At 68.1% G+C, this 19,815-nt stretch carries 15 protein-coding genes; 7 read left to right on the top strand and 8 right to left on the bottom strand.

The window, feature by feature from the left end; translation table 11 throughout:
* Positions 1–142: 142 nt before the first annotated feature.
* From CFB46_RS02225 to nagE, 5 genes are all read left to right on the top strand, one after another.
* Positions 143–877, top strand: a complete 735-nt coding sequence (locus CFB46_RS02225; protein ID WP_027785489.1) for a GntR family transcriptional regulator — start codon at positions 143–145, stop codon at positions 875–877.
* Between the two features lie 115 nt (positions 878–992).
* Entirely contained in the window at positions 993–2,096 is a 1,104-nt protein-coding gene (gene nagA / locus CFB46_RS02220; RefSeq protein ID WP_027785488.1) for an N-acetylglucosamine-6-phosphate deacetylase, read from the top strand.
* On the top strand, positions 2,089–3,105 hold the full coding sequence (locus tag CFB46_RS02215; protein ID WP_027785487.1) for an SIS domain-containing protein: 1,017 nt from the start codon (positions 2,089–2,091) through the stop codon (positions 3,103–3,105). Before nagA ends, CFB46_RS02215 begins: the two co-directional genes overlap by 8 nt.
* Positions 3,106–3,120: 15 nt before the next feature.
* Complete coding sequence (gene ptsP, locus CFB46_RS02210) at positions 3,121–5,703, top strand: phosphoenolpyruvate--protein phosphotransferase (protein WP_027785486.1); 2,583 nt, start codon at positions 3,121–3,123, stop codon at positions 5,701–5,703.
* A gap of 87 nt (positions 5,704–5,790) precedes the next feature.
* A complete protein-coding gene (gene nagE, locus CFB46_RS02205; protein ID WP_027785485.1) occupies positions 5,791–7,554 on the top strand; it encodes an N-acetylglucosamine-specific PTS transporter subunit IIBC in 1,764 nt (587 codons plus the stop codon).
* A gap of 158 nt (positions 7,555–7,712) precedes the next feature.
* Here nagE and CFB46_RS02200 read toward each other — a convergent pair whose 3' ends face one another.
* From CFB46_RS02200 to rpoH, 6 genes are all read right to left on the bottom strand, one after another.
* A complete protein-coding gene (locus CFB46_RS02200; RefSeq protein ID WP_027785484.1) occupies positions 7,713–10,199 on the bottom strand; it encodes a family 20 glycosylhydrolase in 2,487 nt (828 codons plus the stop codon).
* A 578-nt stretch (positions 10,200–10,777) separates the two neighbouring features.
* Positions 10,778–10,900: a cytochrome bd-I oxidase subunit CydX gene (cydX, locus tag CFB46_RS02190; protein WP_006483737.1), complete on the bottom strand. Its 123-nt coding sequence runs from the start codon at positions 10,898–10,900 to the stop codon at positions 10,778–10,780.
* A gap of 61 nt (positions 10,901–10,961) precedes the next feature.
* The gene (cydB, locus tag CFB46_RS02185; protein WP_027785483.1) at positions 10,962–12,098 is read right to left on the bottom strand and encodes a cytochrome d ubiquinol oxidase subunit II; all 1,137 of its coding nucleotides are present in this window, start codon (positions 12,096–12,098) and stop codon (positions 10,962–10,964) included.
* A gap of 31 nt (positions 12,099–12,129) precedes the next feature.
* Positions 12,130–13,710: a cytochrome ubiquinol oxidase subunit I gene (locus CFB46_RS02180; protein WP_027785482.1), complete on the bottom strand. Its 1,581-nt coding sequence runs from the start codon at positions 13,708–13,710 to the stop codon at positions 12,130–12,132.
* The gene (gene cydP, locus CFB46_RS02175) at positions 13,700–13,987 is read right to left on the bottom strand and encodes a cytochrome oxidase putative small subunit CydP (RefSeq protein WP_027785481.1); all 288 of its coding nucleotides are present in this window, start codon (positions 13,985–13,987) and stop codon (positions 13,700–13,702) included. Before cydP ends, CFB46_RS02180 begins: the two co-directional genes overlap by 11 nt.
* Positions 13,988–14,347: 360 nt before the next feature.
* The gene (gene rpoH / locus CFB46_RS02170) at positions 14,348–15,283 is read right to left on the bottom strand and encodes an RNA polymerase sigma factor RpoH (protein ID WP_027785480.1); all 936 of its coding nucleotides are present in this window, start codon (positions 15,281–15,283) and stop codon (positions 14,348–14,350) included.
* Positions 15,284–15,642: 359 nt separating this feature from the next.
* Between rpoH and pagL the strand changes: the two genes are divergently transcribed.
* Complete coding sequence (gene pagL, locus CFB46_RS02160) at positions 15,643–16,212, top strand: lipid A 3-O-deacylase PagL (RefSeq protein WP_027785479.1); 570 nt, start codon at positions 15,643–15,645, stop codon at positions 16,210–16,212.
* A gap of 45 nt (positions 16,213–16,257) precedes the next feature.
* Positions 16,258–16,641, top strand: coding sequence for a nuclear transport factor 2 family protein (locus CFB46_RS02155; RefSeq protein WP_027785478.1), 384 nt, complete (start codon positions 16,258–16,260; stop codon positions 16,639–16,641).
* 142 nt (positions 16,642–16,783) lie between these two features.
* On the opposite strand, the gene leuA is transcribed toward CFB46_RS02155, so the two are convergent.
* Together leuA and ybiB are read right to left on the bottom strand one after the other, a co-directional pair.
* Entirely contained in the window at positions 16,784–18,430 is a 1,647-nt protein-coding gene (gene leuA / locus CFB46_RS02150; RefSeq protein ID WP_027785477.1) for a 2-isopropylmalate synthase, read from the bottom strand.
* A 376-nt stretch (positions 18,431–18,806) separates the two neighbouring features.
* Positions 18,807–19,781 carry a DNA-binding protein YbiB gene (gene ybiB / locus CFB46_RS02145; protein WP_027785476.1) on the bottom strand — a complete coding sequence of 325 codons (975 nt, stop codon included), beginning with the start codon at positions 19,779–19,781 and terminating at the stop codon, positions 18,807–18,809.
* Positions 19,782–19,815: the final 34 nt, after the last annotated feature.

The raw sequence follows: 19,815 nt of genomic DNA, 5'->3' as shown, positions 1-19,815 counted from the left end.
TTACCGGCACTAAAACGCTTGCCGCGCAAGGCTTTCGGCGATTTCCACGACGCTAATACCAGTTCGTTGACTGGTATTATTGTGGTTATATAATGCGTTCACTTTCGACGGTCCGAGATCGTCGTCCGACACGCGGAGGCACATGGAAACCGGCTGGTCCGAACTGGCGCCCGACCCCCTCGACGACACGCCGCTCTATCTGCAGCTCGCCCGCAAGCTGGCGAGCGCGATCCACGCAGGCGCGTGGCGGGCCGGCGAGGCGCTGCCGTCGGAGCGGCTGCTGTCGGTGTCGATCGGCGTGTCGCGGATCACCGCGCGTCGTGCGCTCGCGCTGCTGGTGGAGCAGGGGCTGATCAAGCGGGTGCGCGGCGCGGGCAGCTTCATCACGCCGCGGGTCGCCGATCCGCTGTCGCATCTCGTCGGCTTCACCGCGAAGATGCGGCAGCGCGGCTTCGTGCCCGATTCGGTGTGGCTGTCGCGCACGCTGCGCGCCGCGAGCCGCGACGAGATCACGCATCTCGGCCTCGCACCGGGCGCGACGGTGGCGCGGCTCGAACGGCTGCGCCGCGCGGACGGCATCGTGATGGCCGTCGAGCATTCGACGCTGCCCGCCGCGGTGGTGCCCGATCCGCAGGTGCTCGGCGCGTCGCTGTACGAATACCTCGAGGCGCGCGGCACGACCGTCGTGCGCGCGCTGCAGCACTTTCGCGCGGCGAACGCGACGCACGCGATCGCGAAATGGATGGCGGTGAAGCCGGGCTCGGCCCTGCTGGTGATCACGCGGATCGGCTACGGCGTCGACCAGCGCGCGATCGAAATGAGCGAAACGTATTGCCGCGACGACTATTACGACTTCGTCGCCGAACTGAAACGCTGACGCGCGAGACTGCCCGCCACCACGCGCGATGGAACGCAATCGCGCGCGATGAATCGCAACGAATTGGCAAATCACGACGCGGATGCCCGCGTCACCAGATCATCAAGAGAACGTCATGCTGACTGGCAACATCCTTACCCCCGACGGCTGGATTCACGGCTCGCTCGATAGCGAGAACGGCCGCATCACCACGCTCGACGGCACGCCCGCCGATCCCGCGACGAACGACGCACCGTACATCCTGCCCGGCTTCATCGACCTGCACGTGCACGGCGGCGGCGGCGCCGACGTGATGGAAGGCGGCGACGCGATCGAAACGATCGTCCGCACCCACGCGCAATTCGGCACGACGAGCCTGCTCGCGACGACGATGACCGCGCCGCGCGACGAACTGATGGAGGTCGTCGCGAACCTCGGCACCGTCGCGCGCACCCGCACGCCGGGCGGCGCGCGCGTGCTCGGCGTGCATCTCGAAGGGCCGTACATCAACCCCGGCAAGCTCGGCGCGCAGCCCGACGCGGCCGTGTCGGCCGTGCTCGATGAGGTGCTGAAGTACCTGTCGATCGCGCCGATCCGCGTCGTCACGCTCGCGCCGGAAATCGCGGGCCACATCGAGATCATCGGCGAGATGGCCGCGCGCGGCGTGCGCGTGCAGCTCGGCCACTCGCTCGCGACCTACGACGACGCGGTCGCCGCGCTCAAGCACGGCGCATGCGGCTTCACGCACCTGTTCAACGCGATGTCGCCGCTGCATCACCGCAACCCGGGCCTCGTCGGCGCCGCGCTCGCGCATGCCGAATACGCGGAAATCATTCCCGACCTGCTGCACGTCCACCCCGGCGCGATTCGCGCGGCGCTGCGCGCGATCCCGCGCCTGTACGTCGTGACCGACAGCACGTCCGCCACCGGCATGCCCGACGGCGAATACCGGCTCGGCAGCCAGCACGTGACGAAATGCCTCGGCGGCGTGCGGCTCGCCGACGGCACGCTCGCCGGCAGCACGCTGACGATGGACCAGGCGCTGCGCAACCTCGTGTCGCTCGGCCTGCCGCTCGCCGACGTGTCGAACCGGATGTCGCGCTACGCGGCCGACTACCTCGGCGTCGCCGATCGCGGTCGCCTCGAGCGCGGCGCATGGGCCGACCTCGCGGTATTCGATCGCGACCTGAACCTCACCGCGACCTACGTCGAAGGAGAATCGATTGTCGAATATGCTTAAGGAAGCGCGCGAGTCCGCCCAGGTCGTCGCCGCGCAGATCGCCGACACCACGCGCGTCGAAGCGCTCGCCGGCCAGTTGCTCGACCACCCGCCGGCCGTCGCCTTGACGGTCGCGCGCGGCAGCTCGGATCACGCCGCCAGCTATTTCGCGAGCCTGACGATGAGCCGCCTCGGCGTGCCGGTCGCGTCGCTGCCGATGTCGGTCGCGACGCTGCAGCAGGCGCCGCTGAAGGTGCAGGATCAGCTCGCGATCGCGTTTTCCCAGTCGGGCAAGAGCCCCGATCTCGTCAATACGATGGCCGCACTGCGCGAAGCCGGCGCACGAACCGTCGCCGCCGTGAACGTCCTGCCGTCGCCGCTCGCCGACGCATGCGAGCATCAGTTGCCGCTGCTCGCCGGCCCCGAACTGTCGGTCGCCGCGACGAAGAGCTATATCGCGATGCTGTCGCTGTCGGCGCAGATCGTCGCGTACTGGCAGCGCGACGCCGCGCTGATCACCGCGCTGCGCGGCCTGCCCGACGTGCTCGCGCAGGCCGGCCGGCTCGACTGGTCGCAGGCCGTCGCGGCGCTCGCGGGCGTCGAACGGATGATCGTCATCGGCCGCGGCCTGGGCCTCGCGATCGCGCAGGAAGCCGCGCTGAAGCTGAAGGAAACGTCCGGCATCCAGGCCGAGGCGTTCTCGAGCGCCGAAGTGCGCCACGGCCCGATGGAGCTGATCGACCGCGACTATCCGCTGCTCGTGTTCGCGCCGCCCGGGCCCGAGCAGGCCGGCCTGCTGCAGCTCGCCGCGGACATGCGCGCCCGCGGCGCCGCCGTGCTGCTCGCGGCGCCCGCCGGCACGCCCGGCGTATCGGGCACCGTGCTGCCGCTCGCGCAGTCCGCCCATTCGGCGCTCGACCCGATCGCCGCCATTCTTTCGTTCTACGTGATGGCGGCGGATCTCGCCGTCGCACGCGGCCGCAATCCCGACACGCCGCGCCACCTGAACAAAGTCACCGAAACGCACTGATAGCCGAGAAAGCCGATGAGACGCGCCGAGGAATCCCAGTTGAAGAGCCCCACCCCCGATCAGATCGTTCTGCTCAGCCCGTTGACGGGGCCGATCGTCGCCCTGGCCGACGTGCCCGATCCGGTGTTCTCCGGCGGGATGTTCGGCGACGGCATCGGCATCGACCCGCTCGCGGGCCGGCTCGTCGCGCCGTGCGCGGGCGTCGTGTCGCATTTGGCGCGCACCGGCCACGCGGTGACGATCACGACGCCGCAAGGCGCGGAAGTGCTGCTGCACATCGGCATCGACACCGTCGAGCTGAACGGGCAGGGCTTCATCGCGCACGTCGAAGCCGGCGCGCGCGTCGAGGCGGGCGCGCTGTTGATCGAGTTCGACCAGGACACGGTGGCGCGCCACGCGCATTCGCTCGTGTCGGTGATCGCGATCGCGAATTCCGACGCGTTCGAGGTGGTCGATCGCGCGAGCGGTTTCGCGACCGCCGGCGAGACGCCGTTGCTCGCGCTGCGCGGCAAGGGCGAGGCCGCCGCGCAGGCGGCGCAGGCCGGCGCGGCCGCGCACAACGAAGTGCGCCGCGAGATCGTGCTCGCGCAGCCTGGCGGCCTGCATGCGCGGCCGGCGGCCCGGGCGCGTGAAGCCGTGCGCGGGTTCGACGCGGCCGTCGACGTGCTGTTCGATGGCCGCAAGGCGTCGATCGCGAGCGTCGTCGGCCTGCTCGGCCTCGGTGCCGGCGAAGGCGCGACGGTCGAACTGGTCGGCCGCGGCGCGCACGCGCAACAGGCCGTCGATGCGGTCGAGCGCGAGCTGCTGCGCGAAGCGCACGGCGAAGTCGAGGAACAGCCGGCGCGGCTGAAATCGCCCGCGCCGCGGACGGTCGCACGCAACGTCGGCGCACCCATCGATCCGAACACGCTCGCGGGCGTATGCGCGGCGCCCGGCATCGCGGTCGGCGCGCTGGTGCGTCTCGACGATGCGGACATCGTGCCGCCCGAGCAGGCATCCGGCACGCCCGCTACGGAAAGCCGACGGCTCGATCAGGCGCTGAAGGCCGTCGACGCCGAACTCGACGAAACGGTACGCAGCGCCTCGGCGCGCGGCGCGGTCGGCGAAGCAGGGATTTTCGCGGTGCACCGCGTGCTGCTCGAGGATCCGACGCTGATCGACGCGGCGCGCGACCTGATCAGCCTCGGCAAGGGCGCGGGCTTCGCGTGGCGCGCGACGATCCGCACGCAGATCGACACGCTGTCGAAGCTCGACGACGCGCTGCTCGCCGAACGCGCGGCCGACCTGCGCGACATCGAGAAACGCGTGCTGCGCGCGCTCGGCCACACGAACGGCGCCGCGCGTGTGCTGCCCGACGAGGCCGTGCTCGCGGCCGAGGAATTTACGCCGTCCGACCTGTCGTCGCTCGATCGCGAGCGCGTGACCGCGCTCGTGATGGCGCGCGGCGGTGCGACGTCGCACGCGGCGATCATCGCGCGGCAGCTCGGCATTCCGGCGCTGGTGGCGGTCGGCGATGCGCTGTACGCGATTCCGGACGGCACGCAGGTCGTCGTCGATGCGAGCGCGGGCCGGCTCGAACATGCCCCGACCGCGCTCGACGTCGAGCGCGCGCGGCACGAGCGCCAGCGCCTGGACGGCGTGCGCGAGGCGAACCGGCAACAGGCCGGCGAGGCGGCCGCGACGGTCGACGGCCGCGCGATCGAGGTCGCCGCGAACATCGCGACGCTCGACGACGCGAACACCGCGGTCGACAACGGCGCGGACGCGGTCGGCCTGCTGCGCACCGAGCTGATGTTCATCCATCGCCAGGCCGCGCCGACGGCGGTCGAACACCAGCAGAGCTACCAGTCGATCATCGACGCGCTGCAGGGCCGCACGGCGATCATCCGCACGCTCGACGTCGGCGCGGACAAGGAAGTCGACTACCTGACGCTGCCGCCCGAACCGAACCCGGCGCTCGGCCTGCGCGGCATCCGTCTCGCGCAGGTGCGCCCCGATCTGCTCGACGATCAATTGCAGGGCCTGCTCGCGGTGAAGCCGTTCGGCGCGGTGCGCATCCTGCTGCCGATGGTGACCGACGCGGGCGAGATCGTGCGGTTGAGAAAGCGCATCGACGAATTCGCGCGCGCGCAGGGCCGCACCGAGCCGATCGAGGTCGGCGTGATGATCGAGGTGCCGTCGGCCGCGCTGCTGGCCGACCAGCTCGCGCAGCACGCGGATTTCCTGTCGATCGGCACCAACGACCTGACCCAGTACACGCTCGCGATGGACCGCTGCCAGGCCGACCTGGCCGCGCAGTCCGACGGCCTGCATCCGGCCGTGCTGCGCCTGATCGACATCGCGGTGCGCGGCGCCGCGAAGCACGGCAAGTGGGTCGGCGTATGCGGCGCGCTCGGCGGCGATCCGCTGGCGGTGCCGGTCCTGGTGGGCCTCGGCGTGACCGAACTGTCGGTCGACCCGGTGTCGGTGCCGGGCATCAAGGCGCGTGTGCGCCGTCTCGATTACCAGTTGTGCCGTCAGCGCGCGCAGGATCTGCTCGCGCTCGATTCGGCACAGGCGGTAAGGGCAGCAAGCCGCGAGGTCTGGCCGCTCGACTGAGCGTCGACGGCAGGTTCGCGACCGGTTTCACGACGAAGGCAAGTAGTTCAACGACGATTAATGACGAGACAAGGATTGGAGGACTGAATGAACGGGAATCCGTTTCTGAAAATACAGGGCCTGGGCCGGGCGCTGATGCTGCCGATCGCGGTATTGCCGGTCGCCGGCATCCTGCTGCGGCTCGGCCAGCCGGACGTGTTCAACATCAAGATGATCGCCGACGCCGGCGGCGCGATCTTCGACAACCTGCCGCTGCTGTTCGCGATCGGCGTGGCGGTCGGCTTCGCGAAGGACAACAACGGCGTGGCGGCGCTCGCGGGCGCGATCGGTTACCTGATCGAAACCGCGATCATGAAGGACATCGATCCCAAGCTGAACATGGGCGTGCTGTCCGGGATCATCGCGGGTGTCGTCGCGGGCCTGCTGTACAACCGCTACAAGGACATCAAGCTGCCGGACTACCTCGCGTTCTTCGGCGGCAAGCGGTTCGTGCCGATCATCACGGGGCTGGTCTGCGTGATACTGGGCATCGCGTTCGGGTACGTCTGGCAGCCGATCCAGCATGCGATCGATGCGGCCGGCCAGTGGCTGACGACGGCGGGCGCGATCGGTGCGTTCGTGTTCGGCTTCCTGAACCGTCTGCTGCTCGTCACCGGCCTGCACCACATCATCAACTCGCTCGCGTGGTTCGTGTTCGGCAACTTCACGCCGCCCGCCGGCGGCGAGATCGTGCACGGCGACCTGCACCGCTTCTTCGCGGGCGACCCGACCGCGGGCACCTTCATGGCCGGCTTCTTCCCGATCATGATGTTCGGCCTGCCGGCGGCGTGTCTCGCGATGCTGCATGAAGCGCCGAAGGAGCGCCGCGCGATGGTCGGCGGCCTGCTGTTCTCGATGGCGCTGACGTCGTTCCTGACCGGCGTGACCGAGCCGATCGAGTTCAGCTTCATGTTCCTCGCGCCGGTGCTGTACGTGATCCACGCGGTGCTGACGGGGTTGTCGCTCGCGATCTGCCAGATCCTCGGCGTGAAGCTCGGCTTCACGTTCTCGGCCGGCGCGATCGACTACGTGCTGAACTACGGGCTGTCGACGAAGGGCTGGATCGCGATTCCGCTCGGCATCGCGTACGGCGTCGCGTACTACGGGCTGTTCCGCTTCTTCATCCGCAAGTTCAACATGGCCACGCCGGGCCGTGAGCCGGCATCGACCGATGCAGCCGCGGAGTCGTACGCATCGGGCGGCTTCGTCGCGCCGGGCGCGGCTGCAACGGCTGCCGCACCGCGTGCGCAACGCTACATCGCCGCGCTCGGCGGGGCGGCCAACCTGTCGGTCGTCGACGCGTGCACGACGCGCCTGCGCCTGAGCGTCGTCGATCCGGAGAAGGTATCGGAGCCGGAACTGAAGTCGATCGGCGCACGCGGCGTGCTCAAGCGCGGCGGCAACAGCGTGCAGGTGATCATCGGGCCCGAGGCCGACATCATCGCCGACGAGATGCGTGCCGCGATCGGCGGCGGCGCGACCGGTGCCGCATCGGCCGCAACCGGCGCTGCCGCGCAGCCCGTCACGGGCGCGGCCGCCGGCCCGCTCGATCCGGAGCCGGCCCGCTGGCTCGCGGTGTTCGGCGGGGCGACCAACGTCGCGTCGCTCGAGGTGGTGGCCACCACGCGCCTGCGCGTGGTCGTGCGCGATCCGTCGGCGGTCGATCAGGAGCGTCTCGGCACGCTCGACGTCGCATGGGTGTCGCTCGACACGTTCCACATCGTCTGCGGCAACGCGGCGGCTCGCTATGCCGAACAGCTCGGCGCGCGCCTGCCGCCGTCGGGCGGCGGGGCGGCCGCACAACCGGCGTGATGCGGTGAAGCCGGCCTGATCGATCCGCGCGGCGGATCCGGGCCGGCGGTCAAACGAAAACGGCTTGCGACGCACGCGTCGCAAGCCGTTTTTTTTGGGGGGCGGGCGAGGCGCGATGCGTTTGCCCGCATCGCGCATTACCCGATACCTTCAGCCGTTCACGGATTCGTCAGCGTGAAGGTCGGCTTCCGGTAGCCGACGCCGGCGCGGTCGAGCTTCGGCAATTCGCGCTGCGTGAGCAGCGTCGCGAAGCCGGCCCAGTCGCGCTGCAGCGCGGCGATGTCGACGTGGTGCGTGTCGCCGCGCTTGAAACGCACGCTGGCCGCATACGGCAGCTCCCAGTCGGCCCGGTGCCACGCGCGCTCGGCGAGCGCGAGCAGCCGTGGATAGGCCATGTATTCGAGGAAGGTGTCGTTGCGCATCACTTCGCCCCACGCCTGGCCCTGCATGCCTTCGATGCGCGGCGCGGGGCCCGTGCCCGTCACCTCGAACGGATTGCCGTCACGGTCGCCCATCACTTCGGCGTTCTGCGGCAGGTTCTCCGGCGCGAACGAGAACACCTTGTACTCGTCGGTTGCATGCGAGCCCCAGTAGTAGCCGCGCTCGCGAGGATTGAGCGTGTACGGGAAGTCGAAGTACAGGTAGTCGGGCAGCGCGAGTACCGTCAGATAGCCCTTGCCGCTCAGGTCGCGCGCGCTGTCCGACGCCCCCCAGAAGATCGTGTCCCACAGCGACACCATCACGTGGCGCGTGCTGAAATCCTGCGGCCCGTTCGCATGCTTGATGCCGTCCTGCCACGCGGCCATCGTGCCGATCCCGTTCGCGTTGACCGCCGCGCTCACCTGTTTCGCGAAGCGCGTCGGCAGTTCGTCGATCGACTTGATCTCGCCGCGCTGGAGCAGCGCCGTGCACGCGGGCGAGCGCGCCCACGGCTTGTCCTGCGCGGCCAGATCGATGCGCCCCTTGTTCGGGTCGGTGCCGTTCAGCGGCTGGAAGCCGCCGCCGAGGAAGATGTTCTTCGCTTCGTCGCCGCCGTAGTGCCAGGTCTGCAGCGGCGCCTGCGCGTCCGCGTGCATCGCCGCGATCTCGCGGATCACCTTCGACGCGAAGTTGAGCGCGCCCGGCACGCACGGGTTCAGGTCGCTGCGCCGATCGTAGAACTGCACCGTCGTCAGGTTCGTCGTGTCCTGCGGGTCGAGCAGCCGGTACGCGTTCGCTTCCTGCTCGCGGCCGGCCGCATGCAGCCGCCGGTAGCGCGCCTCCATCGTCACGACGGCCGCCCGTGCATGCGCGGGCATGTCGATCTCGGGGATGATCTGCACGAAGCGCGCGGCCGCGTAGCGAACCAGCGCCACGTAGTCGTCGCGCGTCAGGTAGCCGCCGCCCGAGCGGTTGTCGGGGCCGGAGCCGAGCTGCGGCAGCAGGCAGCGCGTCTCGCTCGGGTCGTGGCAGCGGCGTCCCCCGATCTCGGTCAGCTCGGGCAGGCCGGGAATCTCGATGCGCCAGCCTTCGTCGTCGGACAGATGCAGGTGCAGGCGGTTGAGCTTGTACGCGCTCATCTGGTCGATCAGGCGGCGCAGCGTCGCCGGATGCTTGAAGTTGCGCGCGAGGTCGACGTGCATGCCGCGATGCGTGAAGCGCGGCGCGTCCTCGACGAGCATCGCCGGGATCGGGCCGCCGCCGGCCGGCGCGAGCGAGTAGAGCGTCTGCACGCCGTAGTAGAGGCCCGCGCGATCGTAGCCTTCGATCAGCACGCCGCGCGGCCCGATCGCGAGCCGGTAGCCGCCCGGTGTCGCGATGTCGGCCGGCAGCCGGCGCGGCGCGATGGCGCCGCGAACCGGCACGCGCGCGCCGTCGAGCCCGAGGGTCGCCGCGCGCTCGCGCAGCGCCGCGACCTGTGCGTCCGGCAGGTCGGGCAGCGCGAGTTCGACGCCGCGCAGCTCGAGCGTGCCGGGCAGCGGCTGTTCGCGCTTCACGCTCGGCAGCGCGCGGCCCGGATCGGGCCGTGCGGCCACCGGCGGCGCGTTGCCGGTCGAGTTGTTCTGCGCGTCGGCCGGCAGCGATTCGACGTAGCGCAGTTCGTTGTCGGTGTCGTTGTAGCGCAGCACGGCCGGCGGCGCCCCGTCGACGACGACATACGGGCGCGGAATCACGTCGCTGTAGCGCAGCAGCCAGTATTCGGCGACGAACGGCAGCTCGATGCGCTCGCCGGGCGCGAGCCGCACCGAGCCCGGCTGCGGCGTCAGTTCGTACAGGTCGCCGGTGAGCCGCCGCAGCGCGAAGCCCGGGCGATCGATCCGCAGCAGGCGGCGGATGCTGTGCAGGTAGAGCTTCCAGCCGCCGTCGGCGATCGCCTGGTGGCCGCGGTTCTGCAGGATCAGGCGGCCGGTCGCGCAGGCGGCGCCGTCGGCGCCGAGATCGGCGCACGGCACGCCGGCCGCGGCCGCGTGGTTGTTGTCGACGGCCACGCGCAACGCGAGGCCGTTCGACAGCAGCGTCGCGAGACTGGCCGCCTGGGCGGCGGCCGATTGCGCGGTGCCGGCGCTCGTGGCAGCGGCGGCCGACGCCGGCACCGCCGAGATCGCGGCCGGCGACAGCGCCGCGATCAGCAGACCGGCAATGAGGGAGGGCAAGGTAAGCTTCATTCGAACTCCTGAGAAAAAGGGGGCGTAGCGACGTCGTGACGCGACGTCGCTGCGAGCGGGTCTTTCAGTGGAGCTGCGGGAGATACCAGCACGCGGGGCGATGCGGGTGCCCCGCGCGCATTCGGCACGCGGGAGCGTGCGTTACGGAACGGGAGGCGGGCATGCGTGCCGATCGGACCGGCGCGGCGCCGGGCGCGGATTCATCGGCGGTACGCGGCAATCGCCACGCCGGCGAGGTGGCGGCAGCCGGCGGCATTCGTCCGGTCGCGCACGAGCGCGACGACGGCGCGCGCCGTGGCACACGCACGTCGACACGGCGCGCAGGCGCACGCCACATACGGGATTCGCATGTCTCCCCCCACCCAGAAGGAATCGGCCTGTCAGCGGCCGTGTCCAACGATCTTATGAAACCTTTTATTGGTATTCAAGTGGTATCAATCTGGCGCTAAATTGGCATCGCCGTGCGATGCCTGCCAGCGCGGCCGGGACGAAAAAAAACCTCGCGCGAAGCGAGGTTCTTTCCTTCCGGACGGCGGCGGCCGGCGCGATCGGCCGCGCGCGTATCGCGCGTTGGTGCGTCAGTCGCGGCGTGCACGCACCGGCGCTTCCTGCGGCTTCTGCCGCGCTTCGAGCCACATCGCGTTGACGATGCCGAACGACAGCGCGACGCCGATACCGAGAATCCAGCTGAAATACCACATGATCCGACTCCTTGCGAAACGGTGGGCGAGCGCGCCTGCGCGCCCGGCCCGGTTCAATGCGTCAATACATCGAGTGCTTGTTCTCTTCGAGCGACTGGTGCGTGACCTTGCCGCGCATCACGCGGTACACCCAGCTCGTGTAGATCAGGATGATCGGCAGGAACACGATCACCGCGAACAGCATCACCTGCAGCGTCATGTGGCTCGACGTCGAATCCCATACGGTCAGGCTGCTGCGCGGGTCGAGCGACGACGGCATGATGAACGGAAACATCGAGAAGCCGGCGGTCAGAATCACGCCGACGATCATCAGGCCCGTGCAGAAGAACGCCGTCTTCTCCTGCTTCGAGCCGGCGAGCAGCAGCGCGAGCACGCCGCCCGCGATCCCGACGACGGGCGCCGCGATCATCCACGGATATTCGCCGTAGTTCGCGAGCCACAGGCCCGAACCGGCGGCGACGTCCTTGAGCAGCGGGTTCGCGACGGTATCGGTCGGCGCGGCGTGGGTGATGTGGAAGCCGCCGATATAAGCGGCCACCAGCACGCCGGCCAGCACGAACAGCACGACCGCGAGGAACGACGCGACGCGCAGCGCGATCGACGCACGGCGCGCGATCGCGCCGTCGGTCTTCATCTTGATGAACGCGGCGCCGTGCGCGACGAGCATCGTGAGGCTGACGAGCCCGCACAGCAGCGCGAACGGGTTCAGCAGCGCCCAGAAGCCGCCGTAGTAGGTCACGCGCAGGTCGCTGTCGAACTTGAACGGCACGCCCTGCAGCAGGTTGCCGAACGCGACGCCGAACACCAGCGCCGGCACGAAGCCGCCGACGAACAGGCCCCAGTCCCAGCCCGCGCGCCAGCGCGGGTCGGGCCGCTTGCTGCGGTAGTCGAAGCCCACCGGCCGGAAGAACAGCGCGAACAGCACGAGCAGCATCGCGAAGTAGAAGCCGGAGAACGACGCCGCGTAGACGAGCGGCCACGCGGCGAACATCGCGCCGCCGGCCGTGATCAGCCACACCTGGTTGCCTTCCCACGTCGCGCCGACGGTGTTGACGATGATGCGGCGCTCCTCGTCGGTCTTGCCGAGGAACGGCAGCAGCGCGGTCGCGCCCATGTCGAAGCCGTCGGTGACGGCGAAGCCGATCAGCAGCACGCCGACGAGCAGCCACCAGATCAGCTTGAGAGTTGCATAGTCCATAGCGATTCCTTGTTCCGTTGCGAGGGCGTGCTCAGACGGCGGCCCGCTCGCCGGCAGCGGCGAGTTCGTGGTGATAGCGGCCGGTATGCAGCGACGACGGGCCGAGGCGCGCGTACTTGAACATCAGCTTGATCTCGATGACGAACAGCGCGGTGTAGAACAGGATGAAGCCGGCGAGACTCAGGTACAGGTCGCTCGGCTGCAGGCTCGACGCCGACAGATGCGTCGGCAGCACGCCGGCGATCGTCCACGGCTGGCGGCCGAGCTCGGCGACGATCCAGCCGAATTCGATTGCGACCCACGGCAGCGGGATCGCCCACACGGCATAGCGCAGGAACCAGCGGCGGTTGTCCTGCAGCAGTTGGCGGCGCGCGCAGAACCAGAACGCGGCAACGAACGTCGCGACGAACAGGAAGCCGAGGAACACCATGATCCGGAACGAGAAGAACACGGGCGCGACGGGCGGGATCGTCTTCTTCGCGGCGGCCTTGATCTGCTCGGGCGTGGCGTCGGTCACGTTCGGCGTGAATTGCTTGAGCATCAGCCCGTAGCCGAGATACTGCTTGTGCTGGTCGAACAGCGCGCGGGTCGCGTCGCTCGTGTCGCCCTGCTTGAGCTTTTGCAGCGCGCCGTACGCGATCATCCCGCTCTGGATGTGTTCCTCGCTGTGCTTCGCGAGATCGCGCAGGCCGATCACCGGTTCGTCGATCGAGCGCGTCGCGATCAGGCCGAGCGCGTACGGGATCTTGATCGCGTAGTCGGTGCGCTGTTGCTCCTGGTTCGGGATGCCGATCAGCGTGAACGACGCGGGCGCCGGCTGCGTGTCCCACTCGGATTCGATCGCGGCGAGCTTCATTTTCTGCACTTCGCCGGTCGTATAGCCCGATTCGTCGCCGAGCACGATCACGCACAGCGTGGCGGCGAGGCCGAAGCCGGCCGCGACCGCGAACGAGCGCAGCGCGAAGTCGACGTCGCGCTTCTTCAGCAGGTACCACGACGACACGCCGAGCACGAACATCGCCGCCGACACGTAGCCGGCCGACACGGTGTGCACGAACTTCACCTGCGCGACCGGGTTGAACAGCACGTCGAACAGGCTCGTCATCTCCATGCGCATCGTCTGGTAGTTGAACTCGGCGCCGACCGGGTTGTTCATCCAGCCGTTCGCGACGAGGATCCACAGAGCCGACAGGTTCGAACCCAGCGCGACGAGGAACGTGACGATCAGGTGCTTGACCTTCGACAGGCGGTTCCAGCCGAAGAAGAACAGGCCGACGAACGTCGATTCGAGGAAGAACGCCATCAGGCCCTCGACCGCGAGCGGCACGCCGAAGATGTCGCCGACATAGTGCGAGTAGTACGACCAGTTCGTGCCGAACTGGAATTCGAGCGTGATGCCGGTCGTCACGCCCATCGCGAAGTTGATCCCGAACAGCTTGCCCCAGAACTGGGTCATGTCCTTGTAGACCTGTTTGCCGGTCATCACGTAGACGGCTTCCATGATGACGAGCAGCCAGGACAGGCCGAGCGTCAGCGGCACGAACAGGAAGTGGTAGAGCGCCGTGATGCCGAACTGCAGACGTGACAGATCGACGACTTCACTACTTATCATGGTGGTCTCCCTCGGAGGGTGCAGGCGCCGGCACCGAGAGCAGCTTCTCGGCCACGGCGGCAGGCGGCAACGACATGTGCTCGGCCTGCGGATGATTGAAGAATGCGTATTTGAGCGACATCAGGAGGATCAGCTTGACGATCAGCACCACGGTGATGTCGCGGCCGAGGGTGGGTCCGCGTGCCCACGCGGCGATGCGCGCGCGCCAGCCGATCGTGCCGGCCGGCCGTTGGGGAGGCGGCGGTGCGGGCTCTTTATTGATCGAGATCAAGGCGATTATCCTGAATCGATTTAAGTCGGATTGGGGGCGACTTTACGTCGGATTTATGACGGCCGTGAAGCTGTTTTAATCCTTTTGCGCCTGACATGCCAATTTTAAAAGGACGGCTTTCCGATGCCGAGTGCCGCGCTGCGGCAGACCGTCGCGAAACATGGGGTAAAAATTGAGGCAGATCAAGGTTATGCGGAAGGGCGCCGCAAATGACGTAATACCCGATGAATCAGGTCAATTGATCGGCGAGGAAACGGCGCGTGAAGCGCGCTGAAAAGCGGGTGAAAAGCAGCGGAAAAAACGGATGAAAAAAACCGCTGCGTCGGGCAGCGGTTTTCGATGAAGCGATTCTGACTCGCCGGGGATTTACGCGTATTCGGCGAGGGCGGTGCGCATCTTTTTCATTGCACTCGCTTCGATCTGGCGGATGCGTTCCGCCGACACGCCGAACTCGGCGGCGAGATCGTGCAGCGTCGAGCCGCCCGAGCCGTCGTCGTCGACGTGCAGCCAGCGCGCCTCGATGATGCGGCGGCTGCGCGCATCGAGCGCGTCGAGCGCCTGCGCGATGCCGTCCGTCTGCAGCATGTCGCGCTGGCGCGCGGCGAGCACGGCGGTCGGCTCGTTGTGCGAGTCGGCCAGGTAGGCGATCGGCGCGTACGATTCCTCGCCGTCTTCCACCTGCCCTTCGAGCGCGATGTCGCCGCCCGACAGGCGCGTTTCCATCTCGGTCACTTCTTCGCGCTTGACGTTGAGCTCTTGCGCGAGGCCGTCGATTTCCTCGGGCGTCATCGCCTGCATGCTCTTCTTGTGGCTGCGCAGGTTGAAGAACAGCTTGCGCTGCGCCTTCGTCGTGGCGACCTTCACCATGCGCCAGTTGCGCAGGATGTACTCGTGGATTTCGGCCTTGATCCAGTGAATCGCATACGACACCAGGCGCACGTTTTGCGCCGGGTCGAACCGCTTCACGGCTTTCATCAGGCCGATGTTGCCTTCCTGGATCAGGTCGCCATGCGGCAGGCCGTAGCCGAGATAGTTGCGCGCGATCGACACGACGAGACGCAGGTGCGACAGCACGAGGCGGCGCGCCGAGTCGAGGTCGTTGTTTTCGCGGAATTCGGTTGCGTAGCGGCGTTCCTCCTCGGCGGTCAGCAGCGGAATGCGGTTGACGGCCTGGATGTACGCGTCGATGTTGCCGAGCTGGCCGGGCAACATCGATTGGGCTGCGAGCGCCAGCGAGCCTGCCGATTCGGCCTTGGCCGGCGTCGGGCTCAGGGTGTTCGGGAGGGTCAGGGCGTGGCTCACTAAAAACTCCTTTGGAATCAGGGACAAACCCCCGGTCTCGGATGAGATTCCGTGGGTCATCTTAGCACTCCCGGAATACGAGTGCTAATTCCTTAGAGCGGGCGGGGGCATCGGAGTTCCCGCTTTTCTATCGAATTGGCCGAGTCGATAGTCTATTCTGCGACAAGGGCCGCGTCGGGGAGTTCCGTAAGCCGTTGTTTCTGATGAGAATCGGTAGACGATTTCGATTTTTGTCTTTTTGGAAGCAAGCTATTTCGCTTCGTGATGCCGATCCGAAAAGTCCTTTACCATACCATTCAGTTCGCTCGGGCCCGGCCGTTGCGGCAGGCTCCATTCAACCCACAAAGTTGGAGTGTCAGATGAACAACAAGAAGAATCGCCGGTCCCGCAGCCGGCTCGCGCTGCATGCGATGCTGGCAGCGTCTCTTCTGGGCGGATCGGGTGCGGCTTTCGCGGATCGATGGGGGATCCAGGCGGGCGGCGGGTTTTCGGATCGTCGCGGGATCGACAAGGCCGATATCGGCGTGGTGTGGGATCCGGGCTGGAACTGGTGGGAAATCGGCGGCTGGCACTTCACGTTCGTCGTCGAAGGGCACGCCGGCTACTGGCACACGGGCGGCAACGTCCACGGCAACATCGGCGAGTTCGGCGTGACGCCGATGTTCCGCTTCATCAAGAGCAGCGGGCAGATTCGCCCGTTCATCGAGGCGGGTGGCGGCGTCCGGCTTCTGACGCACCCGACGATCTCGGACAATTTCTCGCTGTCGACCGCGTTCCAGTTCGCGCCGACCGGCGGCGTGGGCGTGCAGTTCGGCCAACGGCAACAATATCAGGTCGGCTACCGTTTCGAACATGTGTCTAACGCGGGTATCAAAGAGCCGAATCCTGGTATAAATTTCCACCAGTTCTACCTGCAGTACAACTTCTGATCCGTACGCCCGTGCAAGGCGGGCGCGTTGCCGAGGAGTCAGGCGATGGCGAAGGTGGTCGATGCGATCCGCGCGCTCGAGCGCGATCGATTCCGGGCGATGGTGGACGGCGACGGCGAGGCGCTCGACGCGCTGTTGTCGGACAAGGTGTTTTTCGTCCACACCAACGGCAAGCGCGAAACCAAGCAGCAGTTCATCGACGCCATCGTCGCCGGCCGCCGCCGCTATCGCCAGATCGAAATCCAGTCGCAGGACGTGCTGCCCGTCGGCGACGAGACCTGCGTCGTCACCGGGCGCGCGTTGATCGAGATGGAAACGAACAACGGCGGCCTCGTCTTCCCGATTGCCTATACGTCCGTCCACACGCACGACCGGGGCCGCTGGTGCCTGTTCGCGTGGCAGGCGACGCGGTGCGCGACCGACACGTAAGCGCGGGTGGCGCTCCTTTTCATGTGTCGACCGAAGCGGCCTTCTGAGCCGCTTTTTGCTGCCTCGTGCGGCGCGGATCGCGCGGCGCACGGGCGGTCACGCACCGCTCGCTGACGTTTCAACCTGCATCGAAGCCCGGCGCTCAGGCCGCCGCGCGGTGGTCCGCGCAGTGCCATGCCGAGCGGTTGATCGCGCTGACGACCGCATCGAGCGCTGCGCTCGCCGCATCGGCATGCATGCCGACACCGTGCCGCAGCGGCGCCTCGCCGACCCGGCAGCCGACCGATACCGCGATCCGGCCATCCGCGGCGCGCGTGTGTTCGCACGACGCGACGTCGATCGCGGCGCCGGCGGCCGCCGCAAATGCCGCGGCGAAATGCCGCACGGCATCGTCGGGCATCGCTTCGGCGGCGGGCGCTGTCGCGATCTCGCGGTTTTGCCAGCGCGCGCCGCTGCCGTGGCGTGCGGCCGGGCCGTCGGTTTCGAAGAATTCACGCGCGAACAGCGCGCAGATCGCGTCGCCCGTCACTTCCTCGCCCGATGCATCGGCGAGCGTCTGCACCGCATGGCTGAACTCGATCTGGACGCGGCGCGTCGGCGTGAAGCCCATCCCGCGTTCGAGCAGGAACGTCGCGCCGCCCTTGCCGGACTGGCTGTTCACGCGGATCACCGCGTCATAGCTGCGGCCGAGATCGGCCGGGTCGATCGGCAGGTACGGGACCTCCCACGCCGCGTCGGGGCGCTGCTGCGCGAACCCCTTGCGGATCGCGTCCTGGTGCGAGCCCGAGAACGCGGTGAACACGAGGTCGCCCGCGTACGGATGGCGCGGATGCACGGGAATCTGGTTGCAGCGTTCGACGACGCGGCGCACCGCGTCGATGTCGGAGAAGTCGAGGCCCGGATCGATGCCCTGCGTGTAGAGGTTCAGCGCGAGCGTGACGAGATCGACGTTGCCGGTGCGCTCGCCGTTGCCGAACAGGCAGCCTTCGATGCGGTCGGCGCCCGCGAGCAGCGCGAGTTCGGCCGCCGCGACCGCGGTGCCGCGATCGTTGTGCGGATGCACGGACAGCACGATGCTGTCGCGATACGCGAGGTTGCGGTCCATCCATTCGATCTGGTCGGCGAACACGTTCGGGCTCGCGGCTTCGACGGTGGCCGGCAGGTTGACGATCATCTTGTGGTCGCGGGTCGGACGCCACGTCTGCGCGACCGCGTCGCAGATCTCGCGCGCGAACGTCAGCTCGGTCATGCTGAAGGTTTCCGGCGAGTACTGGAAGGTCCACTGCGTATCGGGGCGCGCGGCCGCGTGTGCCTTGATGACGCGCGTGCCGTCGATCGCGAGCGCCTTCACGTCGTCCTTCGACATCCCGAACACGATGCGGCGGAACGACGGGCAGACCGCGTTGTACAGGTGCACGATCGCGCGCGGCACGCCTTCGAGCGCATCGAACGTGCGCGCGATCAGGTCTTCGCGCGACTGCACGAGCACTTCGATCGTCACGTCGTCGGGAATCCGCTGGTCGTCGATCAGCTTGCGGACGAAATCGAAGTCGGTTTGCGACGCCGACGGAAAACCGACTTCGATCTCCTTGAACCCGATTGCGACCAGCATCTCGAAGAACTCGAGCTTCTGCTCGATGCTCATCGGCTCGATCAGCGACTGGTTGCCGTCGCGCAGGTCGGTGCTCATCCATACGGGCGCGCGCTCGATGGTGCGGGCCGGCCAGCGGCGGCCATTGAGGCGGACGGGCTCGAACGGGCGGTACTTGTCTTGCGGATTGCGCATCATCTTCTGGACCTCGGGTCTCAAGTCGCGAGCGAAGACGGGCGGCAGGGGCGTCGGTTGGCGCTGCCTCGCACCCGGCGCGCGATGGCGCCGCGGATGCGGATGATCTTCGCGAATCGGCCGACGGATGGACGGACGAATGCTGACGACTTCGGGTTGTAAAAATTGCGAGAGGGGTACTGCGAGGAACTGCTGGGAGGACCGTGCGGACAGCACACGGCGCTACGACAGCCTTAGGCTAGTCGTAGCGATAGCGGCCGCGCTAGGCGGCCGGAGGTAATTCGGAGGGGGTTCGGAAAGGAACGCATGACGGCCACTCTATGCCAGGATGCCGACGCGTGTCAATTATCGGGATAAAGGGGCGGGCACCGCGGCACCTTCAGCGCGCGACGCGGGCGATCCGTACGATCGTCGCGACCTGTCGCGCCACCGTGTCGGGCACCGGCATCTCGCCTCGCAGCACGGCGTCCGTCCACGCGGCCGTGGTCGCGGCATCGCGCGACTCCGGCAGCGCGACGGGCGGCGCGTCGGTCGACGAACGCTCGGCGTCGATCAGCGTGTCGCACACGCCGTCGTGCAGCCAGTCGACCTGCACCTGGCGTCGCGTGTCGGCCACCGCTTCGCCTTCGGTGCCGCGCGCGAGCAGCGCGCCGCCCCGCGCGGCGTCCGGATGGTCGCGGAACAACTGCGCGAGGCTGTCGCGGTACGGCGGGTGCGTGTAGTTGACGAGCCGCAGCCCGGCCGGCGCGAACGGCTGCAGGATCTTCACGAGCGTATGCGTCGAATTGCGCACGCCGAGCACGCTGCGCATCGACAGCAGGTGCGCGATACGCGGTGCCAGCACGTCGATCGGTGCGAACGCGACGCGGCGTTCGGCGAGCGTGTCCTCGATCGCGTCGTGCGACGTCGACGGCGCCAGCGACAGCGCCGAGAAAATCTCGGCGCTCGTCACGCGGCCCGGATCGCGCTCCACCCCATGCACCAGCACCGGCACGCCTTCGCGCGCGAGCAGCAGCGCGAGCAGCGGCACGAGGTTCGGCTGCTTGCGCGCGCCGTTGTAGCTCGGGATCGACACCGGGCGGAACGCGGCGTCCTGCACGTGCACGGGCTCGAACGACGCCTGCGCGGCGGCGAGCATCGCGGCCAGTTCGTCGGCGGATTCGCCCTTCAGCCGGTAGGCGATCAGGATCGCGCCGAGTTCGACGTCCGACACGCGCGCATCGAGCATCGCGCGATAGAGCTCGAACGTGTCCTCGGCGGACAGGGCGCGCGCGCCGTGCGGGCCGCGGCCGATTTCCTTGATGAAGCGGGCGCAAGGGAACGGAGCGGCGGCGGGATCGTGGGAAGCGGTCATCGGGGCGTGGGGCGGGCGGCCGGCATCGGGCCGC

The organism is Burkholderia sp. HI2761 (genome assembly GCF_002223355.1).
GTDB lineage: Bacteria > Pseudomonadota > Gammaproteobacteria > Burkholderiales > Burkholderiaceae > Burkholderia.
The sequence above is the reverse complement of the archived record's forward strand: the minus strand, read 5'-3'. Positions and strand labels throughout refer to the sequence as shown.